Annotated in this window: 21 protein-coding genes; 13 read left to right on the top strand and 8 right to left on the bottom strand. The window is 67.0% G+C overall.

Annotated elements, in window-relative coordinates; all coding sequences use genetic code 11:
• Positions 1-30 precede the first annotated feature (30 nt).
• The 7 genes from LDO14_RS02335 to LDO14_RS02365 all read left to right on the top strand — a co-directional run bounded on the left by LDO14_RS02335 (position 31) and on the right by LDO14_RS02365 (position 4,878).
• Positions 31-930: a glycerophosphodiester phosphodiesterase family protein gene (locus LDO14_RS02335; RefSeq protein ID WP_018772223.1), complete on the top strand. Its 900-nt coding sequence runs from the start codon at positions 31-33 to the stop codon at positions 928-930.
• 7 nt (positions 931-937) lie between these two features.
• Entirely contained in the window at positions 938-2,323 is a 1,386-nt protein-coding gene (locus LDO14_RS02340) for a CoA transferase (RefSeq protein WP_223993579.1), read from the top strand.
• 155 nt (positions 2,324-2,478) lie between these two features.
• A complete protein-coding gene (locus LDO14_RS02345; protein WP_223993580.1) occupies positions 2,479-2,940 on the top strand; it encodes a hypothetical protein in 462 nt (153 codons plus the stop codon).
• Positions 2,937-3,737 carry an AzlC family ABC transporter permease gene (locus LDO14_RS02350; protein WP_018772220.1) on the top strand — a complete coding sequence of 267 codons (801 nt, stop codon included), beginning with the start codon at positions 2,937-2,939 and terminating at the stop codon, positions 3,735-3,737. The genes LDO14_RS02345 and LDO14_RS02350 overlap by 4 nt, the downstream gene beginning before the upstream one ends.
• Positions 3,734-4,045, top strand: coding sequence for an AzlD domain-containing protein (locus LDO14_RS02355; RefSeq protein WP_223993584.1), 312 nt, complete (start codon positions 3,734-3,736; stop codon positions 4,043-4,045). Before LDO14_RS02350 ends, LDO14_RS02355 begins: the two co-directional genes overlap by 4 nt.
• Positions 4,046-4,278: 233 nt before the next feature.
• Positions 4,279-4,416 (top strand): hypothetical protein, encoded by a 138-nt coding sequence (locus LDO14_RS02360; RefSeq protein WP_223993586.1) that lies wholly within the window; start codon positions 4,279-4,281, stop codon positions 4,414-4,416.
• A gap of 81 nt (positions 4,417-4,497) precedes the next feature.
• Positions 4,498-4,878, top strand: a complete 381-nt coding sequence (locus LDO14_RS02365) for a hypothetical protein (RefSeq protein ID WP_056389632.1) — start codon at positions 4,498-4,500, stop codon at positions 4,876-4,878.
• 81 nt (positions 4,879-4,959) lie between these two features.
• Here the strand turns inward: LDO14_RS02365 and LDO14_RS02370 are convergent, their stop codons facing one another.
• Both LDO14_RS02370 and LDO14_RS02375 read right to left on the bottom strand, forming a co-directional pair.
• On the bottom strand, positions 4,960-5,184 hold the full coding sequence (locus LDO14_RS02370; protein WP_018772216.1) for a hypothetical protein: 225 nt from the start codon (positions 5,182-5,184) through the stop codon (positions 4,960-4,962).
• 97 nt (positions 5,185-5,281) lie between these two features.
• Positions 5,282-5,944, bottom strand: coding sequence for a TetR/AcrR family transcriptional regulator (locus tag LDO14_RS02375; protein WP_056389672.1), 663 nt, complete (start codon positions 5,942-5,944; stop codon positions 5,282-5,284).
• A 124-nt stretch (positions 5,945-6,068) separates the two neighbouring features.
• Between LDO14_RS02375 and LDO14_RS02380 the strand changes: the two genes are divergently transcribed.
• The 5 genes from LDO14_RS02380 (at position 6,069) to LDO14_RS02400 (ending at position 10,458) form a co-directional block, all read left to right on the top strand.
• Complete coding sequence (locus tag LDO14_RS02380) at positions 6,069-6,392, top strand: thiamine-binding protein (protein ID WP_018772214.1); 324 nt, start codon at positions 6,069-6,071, stop codon at positions 6,390-6,392.
• A gap of 86 nt (positions 6,393-6,478) precedes the next feature.
• Positions 6,479-7,168: an O-methyltransferase gene (locus tag LDO14_RS02385; RefSeq protein ID WP_056389630.1), complete on the top strand. Its 690-nt coding sequence runs from the start codon at positions 6,479-6,481 to the stop codon at positions 7,166-7,168.
• A 55-nt stretch (positions 7,169-7,223) separates the two neighbouring features.
• Complete coding sequence (locus LDO14_RS02390; RefSeq protein ID WP_056389628.1) at positions 7,224-8,312, top strand: hypothetical protein; 1,089 nt, start codon at positions 7,224-7,226, stop codon at positions 8,310-8,312.
• Positions 8,306-9,685 carry a bifunctional PIG-L family deacetylase/class I SAM-dependent methyltransferase gene (locus LDO14_RS02395; RefSeq protein WP_144601445.1) on the top strand — a complete coding sequence of 460 codons (1,380 nt, stop codon included), beginning with the start codon at positions 8,306-8,308 and terminating at the stop codon, positions 9,683-9,685. Before LDO14_RS02390 ends, LDO14_RS02395 begins: the two co-directional genes overlap by 7 nt.
• Complete coding sequence (locus tag LDO14_RS02400; protein ID WP_223993588.1) at positions 9,682-10,458, top strand: glycosyltransferase; 777 nt, start codon at positions 9,682-9,684, stop codon at positions 10,456-10,458. The genes LDO14_RS02395 and LDO14_RS02400 overlap by 4 nt, the downstream gene beginning before the upstream one ends.
• 99 nt (positions 10,459-10,557) lie before the next feature.
• Here the strand turns inward: LDO14_RS02400 and LDO14_RS02405 are convergent, their stop codons facing one another.
• The 5 genes from LDO14_RS02405 to LDO14_RS02425 form a co-directional block, all read right to left on the bottom strand.
• Complete coding sequence (locus tag LDO14_RS02405; RefSeq protein WP_223993590.1) at positions 10,558-10,815, bottom strand: hypothetical protein; 258 nt, start codon at positions 10,813-10,815, stop codon at positions 10,558-10,560.
• 324 nt (positions 10,816-11,139) lie between these two features.
• Positions 11,140-12,369, bottom strand: a complete 1,230-nt coding sequence (locus tag LDO14_RS02410; RefSeq protein ID WP_223993591.1) for a YihY/virulence factor BrkB family protein — start codon at positions 12,367-12,369, stop codon at positions 11,140-11,142.
• Between the two features lie 104 nt (positions 12,370-12,473).
• The gene (locus tag LDO14_RS02415) at positions 12,474-13,136 is read right to left on the bottom strand and encodes a DUF3618 domain-containing protein (RefSeq protein ID WP_134164841.1); all 663 of its coding nucleotides are present in this window, start codon (positions 13,134-13,136) and stop codon (positions 12,474-12,476) included.
• Positions 13,133-13,564 carry a phage holin family protein gene (locus tag LDO14_RS02420; RefSeq protein WP_026265945.1) on the bottom strand — a complete coding sequence of 144 codons (432 nt, stop codon included), beginning with the start codon at positions 13,562-13,564 and terminating at the stop codon, positions 13,133-13,135. Before LDO14_RS02420 ends, LDO14_RS02415 begins: the two co-directional genes overlap by 4 nt.
• On the bottom strand, positions 13,564-14,553 hold the full coding sequence (locus LDO14_RS02425; RefSeq protein ID WP_223993596.1) for a hypothetical protein: 990 nt from the start codon (positions 14,551-14,553) through the stop codon (positions 13,564-13,566). The genes LDO14_RS02420 and LDO14_RS02425 overlap by 1 nt, the downstream gene beginning before the upstream one ends.
• 187 nt (positions 14,554-14,740) lie before the next feature.
• Here LDO14_RS02425 and LDO14_RS02430 point away from each other — a divergent pair, with 187 nt between their 5' ends.
• Positions 14,741-15,457, top strand: coding sequence for a hypothetical protein (locus LDO14_RS02430; protein ID WP_223993598.1), 717 nt, complete (start codon positions 14,741-14,743; stop codon positions 15,455-15,457).
• 56 nt (positions 15,458-15,513) lie between these two features.
• Here LDO14_RS02430 and LDO14_RS02435 read toward each other — a convergent pair whose 3' ends face one another.
• Positions 15,514-16,554, bottom strand: a complete 1,041-nt coding sequence (locus LDO14_RS02435; protein WP_134165215.1) for an NAD-dependent epimerase/dehydratase family protein — start codon at positions 16,552-16,554, stop codon at positions 15,514-15,516.
• Positions 16,555-16,557: the final 3 nt, after the last annotated feature.

The raw sequence follows: 16,557 nt of genomic DNA on the forward strand, positions 1-16,557 counted from the left end.
AGGCGGGGGCCGGTCGGCTACCGTGTGTCCATGACAATTGACGAGTCAGTGCCGCAGCGGCCGCTGGTCTTTGCCCATCGTGGTTCCAGCGGCGCATACGCCGAACACACCCGGGCCGCCTACCTGCAGGCATTGGCTGACGGGGCCGACGGGGTGGAGTGCGACGTCCACCTCACCCGGGACCAGCACCTGGTCCTGCTCCATGACGCCAACCTGGACCGGACGTCGGACGGGACCGGGCCGGTGGCTGAACGGACCCTGCGCGAGCTGCACCAGCTGGACTTCTCATCCTGGAAGGGGGTCCGCATTCCCGAAGAGTATGGAGCACGTTCGGAACAGCTGCTGACCCTCCCGGAGCTGCTGGACATCCTCCGCGGGGCGGGCCGCCCGGTGAAACTCGCCATCGAGCTCAAGCATCCCAGTCCCTACCAGCTCAAACTGGAGGACCGCGTGCTGGAGGTGCTCCGCAGCGAGGGCTGGGACCCGCAAAGCTCCACCGTGGACAACGTGGCCGTGACCTTCATGAGCTTCAGCCCGGACTCGGTCCGCCACCTGCTCCAGTCCGTCCCGCCGCAATACATCTGCCAACTGGTGGACGACCTCACCATCCATGAGATCCGCGGCGGGCTGGGCCTGGGCCTCATTACGGGGAGCGCCGTCGCCAACCTCATGAAGGCCACCCAGCTGGAGGGTGAACGGATCCTGGACGACCGGGAAGTAGGAATGGCCGGCCCCGGCATCGACTACGTCAGGGAGCGCCCGGCCACAATCCGCCGATGGCTGGACTCCGGGCGGCGCTTCCGGGTGTGGACCGTGGACTCCCCGGAGGATGTGGCACTTTGCCAGGAGCTGGGCATCCACGAGATCACCACCAACGTGCCGGCCCGCGTCCTGGACCAGCTCCACGCAGCCTCTCCGCAGGGAAAGTAGGGCGGACGTGGACGCGCACCACGTCAATCCGCTCCCGTATTCGCCCCGACGCTGGTGGGCCGGCGCCCTCGACGTCGAAGGCCTGGCACTGTACTCGGTGGGAGCCGCGGCGGAAGCGCTGAACCTGTATGCGCGCACGCCCGGCCGGTTCAGCACTACGCCGGCGCTTACCGCGGCTGCCTTCGATTCCTTCGGCCACCTGCGGATTGCCGGACGCAAGCCACAGGGCTTCGCGCCCCTGTCGGGCTTCCGGCAGACCCGCGATGGCTGGATCCGGCTCCACGCCAACTACCCGCACCACGAGCAGCGGCTGCTGCGCGCCTTGGGAGCCGCCTCCGCGGAAGGGGCGGAACAGGCTCTTCGTTCCATGGCGGCGCTTGAGGCTGAGGCCGCCATCCAGGGCCACGGCGGGATCGCTGCGGCCGTGAGGACGCGTGACGAATGGCTTGCGTCCGGCATGGGCCGGGCGGCGGGATCCGGACCCTGGATTGCCGTGGAGCATACCGACGGCACCACGGCCCGTCTGGGACTGCAGGACTTTGCCGCGGCGGCTACTACGGCAGGCGGCGAGGGCATCGGTGGCGGCCACAAACCGCCGCTGGAGGGGCTGCGGGTCCTGGACCTGACCCGGGTGATTGCAGGGCCGGTGGCCACCCGCCTGCTTGCAGCATTGGGAGCCGACGTCCTGCGGATCGACCCGCCAGCCTTCCCGGAAATCGAAGACCAGTTCGTGGACACCGCGTTCGGCAAGCGCAGCGCGGAAGCCGATCTGGGGCTTCCGCAGAACCAGCACAGCCTCCAGCAGCTCCTGGCCCGCGCCGACGTCGTGGTCACGGGTTACCGGCACGGCGCCCTGGACCGTTTCGGGCTCAACCCGCGGGAACTGCTGGCCTCGCACCCTCGGCTGGTGGTGGTCACCCTCAACAGCTGGGGGAGCGCCGGGCCATGGAGCGGTATGCGCGGTTTTGACAGCATTGTCCAGGCCGCCTGCGGAATCGCGCACGTGTACGGGAAGGACAATGACGACGGCGGGTGGCGCCCGGGTGCCCTGCCTGTCCAGGCGCTGGACCACGCCACAGGATACGGGGTGGCTGCGGCGGCCGTCCGCCTCCTGGACCGACGCCGGGAGGCTGGGATGGGTGCCTGTGCGCAATTGTCCCTGGCCCGCACCGCCGAGGAACTGTTTTCCCTTCCAATGGGCACCGAAGCAGGGGACACCGAACCAGGGGTCACTGACGGCCCGGCAGAGCTACCCGGACCCCACCACAACTCCATGGACAGCACCTACGGGCAGCTCCGCTACGTCGGTCCACCGTTGCTGGACGCGGGCCGGGCGGTGGACTACCTGTCCCCGCCGCCCCCGTATGGAAGCTCTCCGCCCGCCTGGAATTGAGGGACCTTGCCTCACAGGCCGGTTTCTGGCGGCCACCGTGGCTGTGATTGAGTGGTTCCATGCCTCTTCCCTGGTCCGGTCCTGCAGTCAGGGGCTTGTCCGTACCGAACTGTTCCCTTCAGGGCCCCGCCGTTCAGACCCTGTCCGCGGCTGCCATGGGAGCCCTCCTGCTGGCCAGCGCGGGCAAGCACTTCAGGGATCCCGGCTTCTACCGCGACGTCGTTCCGGACTACCTCTGCCGCCGGGACGCGGAACCGGATCCGGAACCCGGTGCGGCCCACACTGTGGTGCCCAACCATCCTGTGCCCAACCATCCCCTGGCCGTCCTGTCCCGGGATGAGTGGATCGCCGTGAGTGGACTGCTGGAGTTGGCCGCCGCCGTCGGAATCCTCCTCCCGCCCACCCGGAAGCTGACCGCCACCGCCCTCACAGCGATGTTTGCCGCATTCCTGGCGGGACACGCTGACGCACTGGCGAAGGCTTATGGTCCGCAGGGTACGCCCCGCCGGCGGAAGATCCACACCGTGCGGTTGCCGCTCCAGGCACCGTTGATCCTCTGGGCCTGGAGCCTCCGGAAGCCCATCCAAAAGGCACGCAAACCTGGAGGCTGGGTGTGAAACTCCTGGCCTCGCCGGCGGTCAGGGTGGGGATTTCCATCAGCATCGCCACCGGCCTTTATGGGGTGTCCTTCGGAGCGCTCGCAGTGACCTCGGGGCTCAACCTGTGGCAGACCATGGCCCTGAGCCTGCTCCTCTTCAGCGGTGGTTCGCAGTTCGCGTTTATCGGTGTGGTGGCAGGTGGAGGTTCGGGCATCGCCGCAATGAGCGCAGCAACCCTGTTGGGCATGCGCAACGGCATCTACGGCATGCAGTTGAACGCACTGCTGCGGCCCACCGGCTGGCGTAAGTTTGTCGGCGCGCAGCTGACCATCGACGAATCAACGGCCACCAGCACGGGCCAGACGGACCCGGCCGAGCAGCGGCGGGGATTCTGGACTGCAGGGATTGGCGTCTACGTGCTGTGGAACCTCTTCACCGCCGTGGGCGCGCTCGCCGGGAGCGGACTGGGCGATCCCAAGCAATGGGGGCTCGACGGTGCCGCGGTGGCCGCCTTCCTGGCGTTGCTCTGGCCGAGGCTTAAGGGCCGCGAGCCCATTGCCATCGCGGTGGTGTGTGCGGTGGCCACCGTTGTCGCCGTTCCCTTCGTGCCGGCGGGGGTGCCCATCCTGGTGGCCGCCCTGGTGGCCGCGCTGGTGGGCTGGTTCAGCCACGGCCGGCGCGACGAGGGCCTTGAGCCGGACGTCGAGCCCTATGGCGGACACCGTGACCATCACCCTGGCCGGCAGCAGGACGCAAGCCGCCCGTATACGGGTGCGCAGGGGAGCGAAGGCACGGATCCGGGGGCAGGCGCATGAGCCTGTGGATCTGGCTGCTTCTTGCCTGCGCGCTGGCGTACGCCTGGAAGATCGTGGGCTACTTCGTGCCCGCCAGGTTCCTCGAGGACCAGCGCACATCCCGGGTTGCGGGCACCATGACCATCGGCCTGCTGGCCTCCCTTACCGTGGTGAATGCCGTCGTGTCTGGCCAGGGACTCGCGGCTGACGCCAGGCTGGGGGCGCTTGCCGCGGCCGCACTCGCGCTGGCGTTCCGCGCACCCTTCCTGGTGGTGGTCATCGCCGGGGCCGGTACCGCTGCCCTGCTGAGGGCATTGGGCTGGAGCTAGTTTGGCAGGCGTCTGCATAAATTAGTGATGGGGGTCACTTCCCCGGCGCGGCGGCGGCTGTACTATGAAATCGGCTTATGCAGTTGGCCATGGCATTCCTACGAACGGCGACCATGGAAAATCAGCTGTATCCCGCAGGCGGCTTGGCGGGCAGACCCCGCCACAAGGACGCCCGACGGCGGGCGGGCCTCCCAGCCAAACGCTTCTTCAGGCGCTTTTCCCGCCTTTCGGACGTGCCGGAAGAGGACCTGGAAATTCTCGCCCAAAGGCTCCGGGAGGCATTCGACCTGGACCCGTCGTCGTCCGTTCCAGCGCTGCAGGCCCTGGTGCGTCAGGAACTCCGCAAGCGGGCAGACGCGGGCAACGCCTAGCGGGCCAGCATCGCGGGGCCAGGTGTGGTGGACTGGAGGAGATGCAGCCCACACCAGGCGGCCACCAAAGGAGGAATCGAGATGGACGAACAGTCACGGCCTGATAAGCCGCAGGACGGCCAGGGCACAGAGGACACCGAAGGGAAGGCTGGGGAAGCGCGCAGCACTGGAATTCCTGCCGCTGAGCAAACCGGCAAGCTGCGGCCCGCCTACCTGGACCCCCGCGGCTCCGAGGCAACGCGTGAATTACGGGACACTGCACGGCGGCGCCGGGATGCCGAGGAGAAACTCCAGCAGCACCTGATGGAGGCGAAGCACCACATCCCCAACGAGTTCCATGAGCACCATGACCACGAACCCCAGTCACACGGGCATCCTGAGCCAGGACAGCCATCAGAACAGCCCCGGCCCGGCACCCAAGGCGGAGAAACCGGCACTGGAGAAAACGGGGAAAATCCCTGACGGAACGCTCCCGATACCGGGGAAACACTCCTGACAGCCGGGCAGCGCCGGCCGGCTGTCAGGGGCTCGATACAGCGGTAGCTACGCCACGCCGTGGGCTGCGCCGTCGGGCGAGACCGACCTGCGGCAGCTTTCTTCCACGCCCATCTCGTACCACACCTGCGCGCCGAACTCGGGCTCGGGGGTATCAAGGTTTTGGTACAGGGCGTCAAGCAATTCGACGAGTTCCGCGGTTGTCAGCGCAGGGAGGACTTCTTCTGGCCCGCGGGCGTCAGTGAGGTAGTGGAAGAGTTTTGATCTGGTCATCGCAGCGCGGCGGTTGCAGGGTGGATACGCAGGAAAAGTTCCATGGGTCGCTCCATCTCGGACTATTCGAGGCTGGCTGCCTAACCCCGCTCTGAGTTTATTGCACGTGTTGTGTGCCGACAATGGTGCCCCCGGGGATGCCGGGTACTGCGGCAGCAGGGACGGGCACCAGCGCGGGAAGCGGGCGTGGCGGGCGGACCGTACGGATGGCGTCCTCGACCAGTGCCAGCGGACGGCGCCATGCATCGGAGCCCGGCTCCATGGTGTCGACAACGCCGATCAGCATGGCCAGCAGCCGGAACATGTCCGTCATGGTGATGTCCGTGCGCAGGCTTCCCTGGCCTTGCCCGCGCACCAAAAGGATGCTGATCGACTCCATGAGGGACCCGGTAATGCCGGTGAGGAGTTCGCGCCGGCCCGCCACAGCGCACAGCAGGTTGGCGTCGTCGCTTGCCGCAGCCATCAGGGCCTCGAGCACGCGCAGCAGCCCGGCAGCGGCATCGATATCGGCCAGGGCGCCGTCCATGACGGGATCCACGGTAAGCCGGAGCTGCCGGTTCAGTGCCGCCAGGACCAGTTCTTCCTTGTCCGCGAAGTTGCGGAACAGGGTTGCGGGGCCAACGCCCGCGGTGGATGCGATGGTTTGGAGCGGTACTTCCGGGCCGAACTCCCGGAAGCACTGGCGCGCCGCCGTGATGATTTTGTCCACGTTCCGCGCTGCGTCTGCGCGGAGGGGCTTACGGGCGACTGCGAGGCTCATGCCCAAAAGGGTAGCAACGGAGTCTTCGGCCACCATGGTTACTCCGGGGTAGGAGCTTATGTGACGGCGCGCTCCCGCGTTTGGGCCTGCGGCAGTCCGGGGACCGCGTGCGAAACTTGGAGGCATGTTGCTTGCATTTTCTGTTGCTCCGTCAGGCGTTCCCAGCGAAGGTTCCCGGCCAAACGATGCGTCCGTGCACGACGCCGTTGCAGCCGCCGTGAAGATCGTCCGGGAATCCGGGCTGCCCAACCAGACCGATTCCATGTTCACCACCATTGAGGGTGAGTGGGATGAAGTGTTCGACGTCGTAAAGCGCGCCACCGAGGCGGTCGGACGCTACGGCAGCCGCGTCTCACTGGTGATCAAGGCCGACATCAGGCCCGGTTACAGCGGCGAGTTGACGGCAAAGGTGGACCGCCTCGAAAACGCCCTGGCCCAGGAGTCCTAAGCCTGTCCTGAGCCTCCGCGCCGGGGCTGGCGTGGGCCCGGCTAAAGTGTCTGGACCGCCGGAACGCCGCGTGCCAAACTGTGCCCATGTTCGAGCACAAACCCCGGCCGGAATGGATTGCCACCGAGGAGTTCCTGTCCCGCACCGTGGTGCATCCGGACGAGGCGGTCCAGCAGGCCATCCGCACTGCGGCTGACGCCGGCATGCCGGCCATTGAGGTGGCGCCAAACGCCGGGAAGCTCCTGAAGCTCCTGGTCCAGTTGTCCGGCGCCCACCGCATCCTGGAGATCGGGACCCTGGCGGGTTACAGCACCATCTGGATGGGCCGCGGCCTTCCCCACCACGGCAAGCTCGTCACCTGCGAATACCTGCCGCAGCATGCAGAAGTGGCGTGGGCCAACATCGACGCCGCCGGCCTGGGTGAAAGGGTGGAAATCCGGCTGGGCCCCGCGCTGGAAACCCTGGCTGCCCTCGAGGAAGAGGACAGGGAGCCGTTCGACTTCATCTTCATCGACGCCGATAAGCAAAACAACAGCCGCTACCTCGACTGGGCCGTCAAGCTGGGCAGGCCGGGTGCGGTGGTGGTCCTGGACAACACGATCTGGGAAGGGGCCGTCCTGGACCCGGACATGGACCCGGTGAACGCGCCAGGAATCATCGACGCACTCCGGCTGCTCGGCAACCACCCGCGCCTGGACGCCACTGTCATCCAGACGGTGGGTTCCAAGGGGTGGGACGGGTTCGCGCTGGCGCGCATCCTCCCGCAAAAACAGTAAGTAAGCTGTGGAGATGCGTCCGGCGCAGTGCCGGGCATCGTAGAGGGAGGGCTTTTTGCACGCGGCACCTGCTCCTGTACTCCTGGACTCCACGCCCGCAGATTTTTCGCCATGGGTTCCGCTGGTCGAATCCGTCGGCGCCGCAACGGGTGACGTCCCTGCCCTGCTGGCCCTTGCCGTCGAGGCCGGGCGGACGTGGCCGCGGCCCGGTGAGGGGCGGACCGCCGTGTTGTGGGAGCTCCTGGCTTCCGTGGCTGCCACCGATGTGGCCGCGGCCCGGGTGCTTGAGCCGCACCTCGACGCCGTCGCCATTCTTGCCCAGGCTGCCCACGCAGCTGAGCCCGGACACCCGCTTCCGGACGGGAGCAGGGATGCCGCATGGGGCGTCTTCGCCGCAGAGGCGCCGGGTGCCCGGCTCGAAGCGCATTCCGCAGGTGCCGGCACCACCCTCAGCGGGTCCAAGCCGTGGTGTTCCCTCGCCGCGGCCCTGGACTGCGCGGTGGTCACCGCCCACACGGACGACGGCGGCAGGGCGGCCTTCGCGGTCAATCTTCGCCATCCCGGCGTGGCATGTGAGGAACCGGAGTGGATCGCGCGCGGGCTCCAGGAAATCCCCAGCGGAACAGTTCACTTCGACCAGGTCCCGGCGAGCCCCCTGGGTGGTACCGGCTGGTACCACAGCCGGCCTGGCTTCGCCTGGGGCGGGATAGGCGTGGCTGCCTGCTGGCTGGGGGGAGCAGTGGGCGTGGCACGGGACTTCCGCAACGGCTTGCTGGCAGGGGCCGAAGCGGGGCGGGAGCCCGACCAGGTGGCACTTGCGGCGCTCGGAGAGGTGGACCGCACGCTCTCGGCTGCCCTGCAGTATCTTGCCCGGACCGCAGCGGGCATCGATGCTGGCACCCTCGGCTCCGCCGGCAACCACAGCGCGTGGAGCGAAGCCCAGCGGGTCCGCGGAACTGTTGCGGCCGCCGTCGAACGCGTCCTTTCCCTGGTGGCTTCCAACCGTGGTCCAGGTCCGCTTGCCTTTGACGGGCCGTACGCCAAGAGGATGGCCGACCTGGCACTCTACGTCCGGCAGCATCACGGGGCACGGGATGATGCCCAATTGGGCCGGCTTGCGCTCAAGGGGGACTGCCCGTGGTGACCTTTTCGCACGCTGACCAGGGAACCGGCGAGGCCGCCTGGGCCGTGAGCGGCCTGGACGCAGCACCCGAGCTGCCGCTTGACCCCGCCGAACTGGCCGGCATGCGCTTCGTGGTCCTGGCGGCGCATCCGGATGACGAGACACTGGGGGCCGGTGGGCTGATGGCGTCCCTGGCGGCACTGGGAGCCGAGGTGGAAGTCCTGCTGTGCACGGCAGGGGAGGGGTCACACCCGGATTCGCCCACCACCTCCCCGGAACAGCTGGCCCACACCCGGCTGGCTGAATTCTCAGCGGCCCTGGCCGCACTGGGCCTGGCGGACCGCTGGGCATTCCTCGGGCTGCCGGACCGCGGACTTGGAGAGCATGCCGGAACCATCGCCAAGGCTGTCCGGGAGGCCGCCCGCCGGCTTCCCGGTGATCCCGACCGGCTGGCCCTCGTGGCACCGTACCGGGCCGACGGGCATGGTGACCACGATGCGCTCGGTGCGGCGGCGGCAGAAGTTGCGCGGCAGGACGGCCACGCGCTGCTGGAATACCCCATCTGGTTTTGGCACTGGGCCGCACCCCAGGTGCCGGAATGGCGGTCATGGCTGCGATTCCACCTGGATGAACCGGCCCGGGCGGCTAAAAGGCGGGCCATGGCGGAGCACGCAACACAGGTGCAGCCCCTGTCTCCGCTTCCCGGCGACGAAACACTCCTCAGCGGGCAATTCCTGGCGCACTTCTCACGCCCCTTTGAGGTCTTCGCCTGGACGCCGGCGCCCACTGCATCCGCGCAGGCGCATTCAAGCGATGACGCGGAACTGGTCTTCGACGGCGTGCATGGTGGCTCCACGGATCCCTGGAACTACACCGGGAGCTGGTACGAGCGGCGCAAGCGGGCGCTCACCCTTGCTGCCCTCCCGGAGGAATCCTATGAAAGCGGCCTGGAAGTGGGCTGCTCCATCGGGACGTTGACAGCCGGGTTGGCTGCCCGGTGCCGCAAGATGTTGGCGGTGGATGCCAGTGGAACCGCGGTCCACCGGGCCAGGCAGCACCTTGCAGGCTGCCCCGGGGTCCGGGTTGAACACTGCGTCGTCCCCGGGGCATGGCCGGGCGGAACTTTTGACCTTGTGGTGGTTTCGGAGGTTGGTTACTACCTGTCCGCGGGTGAGCTGGGCCAACTGTGGGACCGGATCGAAGCGTCCCTGAACCCGGGCGGAACCCTGCTCCTGTGCCACTGGCGGCATCCCATTGCAGGCTGGGAACTCGACGGCGACACCGTCCACGCGATGGCCCGGCAGCGTCTGGGCTGGCGGACCGCAGGACTGTACCAGGAACGGGACTTCGTATTGGAACTCATGGTGGCCCCCGGCCACAAAGCGTCGGCATGACGGTCACGGCTTCAGGGGGAAGCAGCGCTGCCAACAGCATCCGGCAAGTTGCGGTGGTGATTCCCGCGCACAACGAGGAGCAACACCTTAAGCGTGCGCTGACCGCAGCCCGTGACGCGGCAGACCAAGCCGAGTCGAACCTTACCGGCGTACGCGTGCAGGTGGTGGTTGTCCTGGACAGCTGCACGGATGGCTCCGCTGCGGTGGCGGCGGTCTTCGCTGCTGAGGACCCGCGGTACATGGTCCTGCCGGTGGACTTCCGGAGCGTGGGCAAGAGCAGGCAGGCAGGGGCCGAAGCCGCGCTGGAGAACGCAACCAGGCGTTCTCCTGCGGGTGGATCCACGGCAGGTTCTTCGCTGCGGCACGTTTGGCTGGCCAACACGGATGCCGATTCCTGCGTTCCGGAAAACTGGCTGGTGCGCCAACTGGAATTGGCCGCCGGGGGCGCCGACGTCGTCCTTGGATCTGTGGAGCCTGATGGCCACGGCATGCCCCACCACCTCGCTGCCCGATGGCATGCCCGGCATGTTCCAACGGAGAACCACCCCCACGTGTACGGTGCCAACCTTGGGGTGCGTGCCTCGTCCTACCTTGCGGCAGGCGGGTTTCCCGGGGTTGATTTCGATGAGGACCGGGCTCTGGTGGACCGGCTTCGCAGCAGCGGGGCGAGCATGGTTGCCACGGACACAACCCGGGTTCTCACCTCCGGAAGGACCGTGGGGCGGGCGCCGCGGGGGTTTGCCGCCTACCTCCTGGCACTGGCCCAGCCATAGCCGGGACCCTCAACGGCGGGGCAGCATGGGATGCAGAAAGGGCTGCTGCCTTCCGGCAACAGCCCTTTACGGTGCGGACGCAGGTTCCGCGTGCAGGCCTTATACCAAGTCCGGAGCGCTGGCTACGATGTAGTCCGCCGCGGCGGGTCCGGTCATGGAAAGGTTGTTGCTGTCCGGGTTGATCCCGGCATCGTGCATGGCTTCCCAAAGCGCAGCCGGCGGCTGCAGTTCAGCTTTGCGCAGGAGGCACCAGCTGGTGTAGAGGCCGTACAGCTCGTCGCGTCCCAGGCCCAGGCCTGGCTCCCTGTCCGCGACAACTGCTTCGGAAAGAAACTGTTCAAAATGGGTAGCAGGCATGTCCGCTCATAAGGGTTGACCGTGGTGCCGCCGTCTGCTTCAGCGGACCTGCCGGTCTCCAAAGGATCCCGGCGAGGTATTCAAGAAAGTATTGCAGTTCACTGCGCTTTGTCCAGTCAGGGCCTGACCCCCGGGGGGAGGCTGAGGGGGCCGACGGCGACTGGGGGGACTGGCCTCGGTCTCAGAAGAGGCCATCTCACCGCCGGCCCCGCATTGCCCCGGGCCGCATGCCACCCGGGAAACCTCAACAGGACCTCCAAGATGAATTTTCCTCCATCTTGAAGGTCCTGCCTAGTCCCTCTTCCGGTAGCCGGACCGCGCCCGCTACGCCTTCCCGCTTGGCCGGCCGTCGTCGTCGGACTCCCCGTTGCCAGCACGGTGCTGTACCTTCTCGCGGACCCTGTCGCGGTGCCGCTCACCGTGTTGGCCGCCGTCCTGGCCATTGCCGGCAGGCTGCCCGTCCTGGCTGTCGGCGGAGCCGTTACCGCCGTTCTCCGAGGAGTACTTCTCCCGGAGTTCACGGCCGTGCTTGATGTCTTCCTCAATCTGCTGCTGCATCTTTTCGCTCTTTTTGGTATCCCGCGGGGGCAACTGGATGGTCTCCTCCGCCTTGATGCCGGCCTGGAGCTGGCGCCCCCGCTCGACTTCGGCGTCGAACTCAGCACCGAAGAGCAGGGACATGTTCAGGATCCAGAGCCAGAGCAGCATGATGATCACGCTGCCCAAGGCGCCGTAGGTCTTGTTGTAGTTGCCGAAGTTACCCACGTAGAAGCCGAAGCCCAGCGAGGCGATCAGGAACACGACCAGCGCGATTCCGGAGCCCATGCTCATCCAGCGGAACTTGGGCTGCTTGACGTTGGGCGTGGCGTAGTAGAGGACAGCAATGATGGCGATGATCAGGACGATCATGACGGGCCACTTGGCGATGTTCCAGACCATGAGGAACGGGCCGCTGAGGCCGATGAGCCCGCCCACGGCCTCGGAGACCGGCCCGCTGAGGACCAGCATGCCGGCCAACAGTGCCACGATGACCACGGCCAGGAGGGTGACGGCCAGCATGGTGCCACGGAGCTTCACGAAGGCGCGCCCTTCATCCACCTCGTAAACCCGGTTCATCGCCCGCCCAAAGGCGCCAACATAGCCGGATGCCGACCACAGGGCGGTGGCAAGGCCGATCACCAGGGTGAGCCCGGCCGCCGGGGCACTCGTCAGTTCCGAGACGGGACCGCTGATCGTATTGACGGTCTCGGCAGGAGCGAAGCCGCGCACGATTTCCAGCAAGGCATTAGTGGTCTTCTGGGGATCGCCAAAGAGGCCAAGAAGTGAGACCAGTGCCAGCAGGGCGGGGAACAGCGACAGGACCGCGTAGTAGGTCAGGGCTGCTGCCAGGTCGGGGCACTGGTCCTTGCTGAACTCCCGGAGGGTCTTCCTGGTTATGTATTTCCAGGACGGTTTGTCCAGGTCCCTCGGGCTGGTGGGTTTCCTTGCGTCGTTTGGATCCGGAGCCTGGCCCGCCTTGGCGGTACTGGTCTCGGAATCGTCGTGAGTGGCCATGGGGTGTCCTCTCAATCAGGGGCGAAACGAACAGGCCGGCCCGCGGAGTGGCGGTGCCGGCCTGCCGAACGAAACTATTGCCTTACGGTGCGGTGCTGGACTGATCAGGTGTTTTGGACGTGGTCTTTGGCGTCGGTGGCGCGGTCTTTGACGTCGGTGGCGGCTTGTTGGCCTTCGAGTTTGACGTTTTGGGCGGCGTCGGTGGCGGTGGCCTTGACGTTTTCCATGGCTTCCTGGGCTGGTTCCTTGAGGTCCTGGGCCATGGTTTTGGCGGCGTCGGTGACCTGGGTTGCCAGGGGCTGGGCTGCGGTTTTGAGCTGGTCCGCGGCTTCGCGTTCCTTCTGGCTTGCCGGGATCAGCGAGGAGACCAGGAGTCCGGCGCCGAAGGCGATCAGGCCAGCGGCGAGGGGGTTGCCGGCGGTTTTGGCTTTGACCTGGTCCGGGGCGGCGGAGACGGCGTGGCCGGCGTCGCTGAGTTTGGTCGAGACGGTGTCGCCTGCCTGGTGGAGGCTGTCGCCGGCGGTGTGCATGGCGTTGGTGGTGTGCCCGGCGCCGGTGGCGGTGGTGTCGTGGACCCTGGTGGTGGCGTTGTCTGCGGCGCCCATGATTTTCTCCTTGACGCCGGTGACGGCGTCTTTGACCTTGTCGGTTTGGCGGTGGACGATGTTGGACGGGGTGACCTTGTCTGCCACGGCGTCCACGTTGGTGCCCAGGCGTGCCCGGGTGGCTTCTATGTCTGCGCGGATGACGTCAGGGTTTTCGCTCATCGGTTTACCTCACCTGGTTTTAGGGTTGGGGGAATTTCTGAGAGGGTTTCCCCGGTTTGGGGCAGGCCTTTGATCTGCTTGAGTTCCTTGCGGCCGATGGAGGCCAGGACAGCGGCGATGATGGCCCAGATGACGGCGACGATCAGAGCGGACCAGCCCAGGGGCATGATGGCGCCCAGGGCCCACATCAGGGCCAGGGAGAGGAAGAGCAGGACGAAGTGTCCGCCGACGCCGGCGCCGGCGAGCATGCCGGCGCCTTTCCCTGCGCGGGAGGTGGATTGTTTGAGTTCGGCCTTGGCCAGTTCCACTTCCTGGCGCATCAGGGTGGACAGGTCCCGGGTCACGTCGCCCAGCAGCTCGCCCAGGGACGCGTTGTCCGCTTTCACATGCGCCGCACTCGGCGGCATTTCCGGAATCTGGCTACTCATTACAGGCCACCCGTCTGGCCGCCCCGGCTGCGGTCCTGCGTGAGGGGGTCGTTTGCCATGGGATCGTCGGCGAGTGCGCGGTCACGCAGCGGATCGTCCGAGAGCTGGTTTCCGGACCACGGTTCTTCCACCAGCTGCGGGCTGTCCAGGCCGCTGGCCGGCCCCGCTGCCTCCGGATAGCTGCTGCCCGGTGCACCGCCGTCGTAACCGGCCGTAGTGGTGGCCGGGCCGGGGAGCTGGACCGGAGGCGGAGGAACGGTCCCGCCGGCAACGGGGCTTGTCTGGTTGTACTGGCCACCGTAGGGGGTGCCGGAGTACTGGCCGGACAGGCCGGATGTCCTGGTGCCGGCAGAAGTGGATGAAGTGTCGGGGGCGCCTGCGGTGAGGCCGCGGGTGAGGCGTCCGGCAAGGACACCGGCGCCGGCGGCGAGGAGCAGGAACGTGCCGGGATTGTTGCGGGCGTACCGCTGGACCTCGTTCAGGAGGTCACCGGGTTCCCGGTTCTCCAGCCAGGACGCAATGGAGGAGGTCCGCTCGGCTGCCTGCCGGACAAGGTCGCTGGCCATGCCCTGCTGGTCCGGGGCGCTGGCCATGCTGTGCAGCTGGCTGGAAATGTTGCGGATGCCCTCGGCGGCCTTCTGCTGCTGCGTGCCGGCCTGGGTGGTCAGGCCCGACTTGGCCTGGTGGAGCAGGTCCTGGGCATTGAGCTTGGCCTCGTGGGCCACATTCGCGGCCTCGCCCTTGGCGGTCTCCGCTACATTCTGGGCGGATCCGGCAGCGGTCCGGGCCACATCGGCTGCTTCTTCCTTGGCAGCGTCTTTGCGCGAGGACGCAGAGGTGTCACCGGTGGTGGGGTAGCCGGTTCCGGCCTCGCCCGCGTATGGGCTGGCGGTTGACGGGAAGGTGGTGGCCTCCCGTTCACCGGGGATTCCTGTGCTGCCCGGAGGAGTCGTGTAAGCGGGGTCCTCGGGCCATTGGTTCTCTGTCATCTTCGCTCTCTCTTTCCAAGAAGGCCGGTTGTTGATCAAGAACCAGCAATACTGGCCGTAAAATGATAAGCATGGTTACTAATAAAAAGTAAGTACCCTTGCTAAGCGAGTTATAACCGTTCCAAAAATGTCAGCCGGAATGGCGAGGGCCTGCCCGGTCACAACGAAGTGGAAAGTGGTGGGAAACATGGATACAGCTCCATGGGTTTGGGTGATAGTTGCCATCGTTGTCATTGCACTGATCGTGGTGCTCCTTTTGGCCGGCGGAAAGCGCCGGAAGGCCCTCCAGCAGAAGCGGGACCAGGAGCACCGGGAAAAGGCGGCAGAGATCCGGCGTGAAGCCGAGAACATGGAAATCGACGCCCGCGAGAGGGAAGCCAAGGCCACTCGGGCACGCGCCGACGCCGAACAGGCACAGGTCGACGCGGCGCGCCTTCGGCAGGAAGCCGAGCAGCGGGCCCATGAGGCGCAGGCCCTGCGCGGCGACGTAGCCAGCCACACCCGGAAGGCGGACGAGCTCGATCCCGACGTCGGCCGGGATGGCCGGCGGGACCAGGCGGCGGGCCCAGACGGCCGCCAGGCGGAATACGGGAATGCCGGCCATGACGGGCGTGGACCTGCCGACGCTGGTGCCGGCCGGGCTACGGGCGGGGACGCGGGATACGTGGAGGGCCGCCATGCCGACCTGCCACATGACGGCCGCGGCAGCCGCGGCACGATTGACGGCGGAAACGAGTCGGATATGCCGGTGGGCATGACTGGCGCCGAATCCGAGCGGAGGCGTCATCGCGATGAGACTGGCACCCCGGGAAATACGGGCACTTCGGAAAATCCAACTAGTTCGGAAAATCCAAACACCCCCACGGGACGTGATGCACGCGGCAGGGAAAACCCGCGTATCTAAAGCCCGCAAGCGGCCGCAGGCGGCGGCCGCAGTGGTTGAGCCCGGGGTCTTAAGCGCTAGGGCCGCCGCGGCTTGAGGACGGGGGAAGGGCCAACGCCTTCCCCCGTTCCCATGCCCGCGAGGACTTCCTTGACGGCGTCTATTGATGACACCCGTGGTTCCCACCCCAGGATCCGTTGTGCGCGGCTGGTGTCCATGATGGGCGCGCCCGCCGCCATCTCCACCCATCCGGAATCCGTGGGCTGGATACGTGCCCGCCACGTCAAGTCCACCACGGCGTGAAGCAGCCGCATGGGGATGGGGAGGATCCTCTTGGCGCCCAGGATGCGGCCCAGTTCCTGCGGGGTCAAAACCGGCTCGGCGGCGATGTTGAAGGCTCCGCTGGCCCGCTGGTCCACCACCCGCCAGTAGGCCTCTGCCACGTCGTCCGCGTGCACGGCCTGGAAGACCAGGTTGTCCGGGACCGGCAGCAATGGAACCCAGGGTTTGCGGGGTACGAGCTGCGAAAGAACCCTTCCCAGGAAGTACCTGCCAATTTCACTCCCTGCGTTTCCCTGGAAGATGAGGGCCGGCCGCAGCCTGGCGACCGAAATCTCCGGTTCAGCGGCGGCGAACTGGTCAAGGAGCTTTTCCTGCTCGGCTTTGTGGCGGCTGTAATGCGATCCGGCCATCCCGGTGGCGGGCCAGGACTCGTCCCTGCGCCGGTCTTTGTCCGCCTTGCTGTAGGCGCCGACGGACGAGGCGCAGACAACCTGTTTGACGCCCATCTTTCCGGCAGCGTCCAGGACATTCCTGGTGCCTGTGACATTGGTGCGGTGCAGGAGGGGCAAATCGCGGTTCGGCTGGATCTGCCACGCCAGGTGGACGACGGAATCAACCCCTTCGAGCGCCTTCTCGAGCAGCGGCCTGTCCTGTTCCAGGCCCACGTCCAGGCTGTGCCACTGCACGCCGCCGTAGGGGTCCCGGGACGTGTCAGGCACCCTCCGGCTGATGCCAACCAACTGCAGGCTCCCGGGCTTTCGGGCGACGTGGCCCTGCAGGTTGCGCAGCAGTGCTGTTCCCGCGTTTCCGCTGGCCCCGGTGATGGCAATGCGCATGCC

This window comes from Arthrobacter sp. NicSoilB11, from assembly GCF_019977375.1.
Classification (GTDB): Bacteria; Actinomycetota; Actinomycetes; order Actinomycetales; family Micrococcaceae; genus Arthrobacter.

Bases quoted from the DNA above. Each gene is read 5' to 3' on its own strand.
- LDO14_RS02335 (WP_018772223.1), top strand. From the start codon at position 31: ATGACAATTGACGAGTCAGTGCCGCAGCGGCCGCTGGTCTTTGCCCAT.
- LDO14_RS02355 (WP_223993584.1), top strand. From the start codon at position 3,734: ATGAGCCTGTGGATCTGGCTGCTTCTTGCCTGCGCGCTGGCGTACGCC.
- LDO14_RS02410 (WP_223993591.1), bottom strand. From the start codon at position 12,369: ATGGCCACTCACGACGATTCCGAGACCAGTACCGCCAAGGCGGGCCAG.
- LDO14_RS02365 (WP_056389632.1), top strand. From the start codon at position 4,498: ATGGACGAACAGTCACGGCCTGATAAGCCGCAGGACGGCCAGGGCACA.
- LDO14_RS02420 (WP_026265945.1), bottom strand. From the start codon at position 13,564: ATGAGTAGCCAGATTCCGGAAATGCCGCCGAGTGCGGCGCATGTGAAA.
- LDO14_RS02345 (WP_223993580.1), top strand. From the start codon at position 2,479: ATGGGAGCCCTCCTGCTGGCCAGCGCGGGCAAGCACTTCAGGGATCCC.
- LDO14_RS02380 (WP_018772214.1), top strand. From the start codon at position 6,069: ATGTTGCTTGCATTTTCTGTTGCTCCGTCAGGCGTTCCCAGCGAAGGT.
- LDO14_RS02425 (WP_223993596.1), bottom strand. From the start codon at position 14,553: ATGACAGAGAACCAATGGCCCGAGGACCCCGCTTACACGACTCCTCCG.
- LDO14_RS02405 (WP_223993590.1), bottom strand. From the start codon at position 10,815: ATGCCTGCTACCCATTTTGAACAGTTTCTTTCCGAAGCAGTTGTCGCG.
- LDO14_RS02430 (WP_223993598.1), top strand. From the start codon at position 14,741: ATGGATACAGCTCCATGGGTTTGGGTGATAGTTGCCATCGTTGTCATT.
- LDO14_RS02400 (WP_223993588.1), top strand. From the start codon at position 9,682: ATGACGGTCACGGCTTCAGGGGGAAGCAGCGCTGCCAACAGCATCCGG.
- LDO14_RS02375 (WP_056389672.1), bottom strand. From the start codon at position 5,944: ATGAGCCTCGCAGTCGCCCGTAAGCCCCTCCGCGCAGACGCAGCGCGG.
- LDO14_RS02435 (WP_134165215.1), bottom strand. From the start codon at position 16,554: ATGCGCATTGCCATCACCGGGGCCAGCGGAAACGCGGGAACAGCACTG.
- LDO14_RS02370 (WP_018772216.1), bottom strand. From the start codon at position 5,184: ATGACCAGATCAAAACTCTTCCACTACCTCACTGACGCCCGCGGGCCA.
- LDO14_RS02385 (WP_056389630.1), top strand. From the start codon at position 6,479: ATGTTCGAGCACAAACCCCGGCCGGAATGGATTGCCACCGAGGAGTTC.
- LDO14_RS02415 (WP_134164841.1), bottom strand. From the start codon at position 13,136: ATGAGCGAAAACCCTGACGTCATCCGCGCAGACATAGAAGCCACCCGG.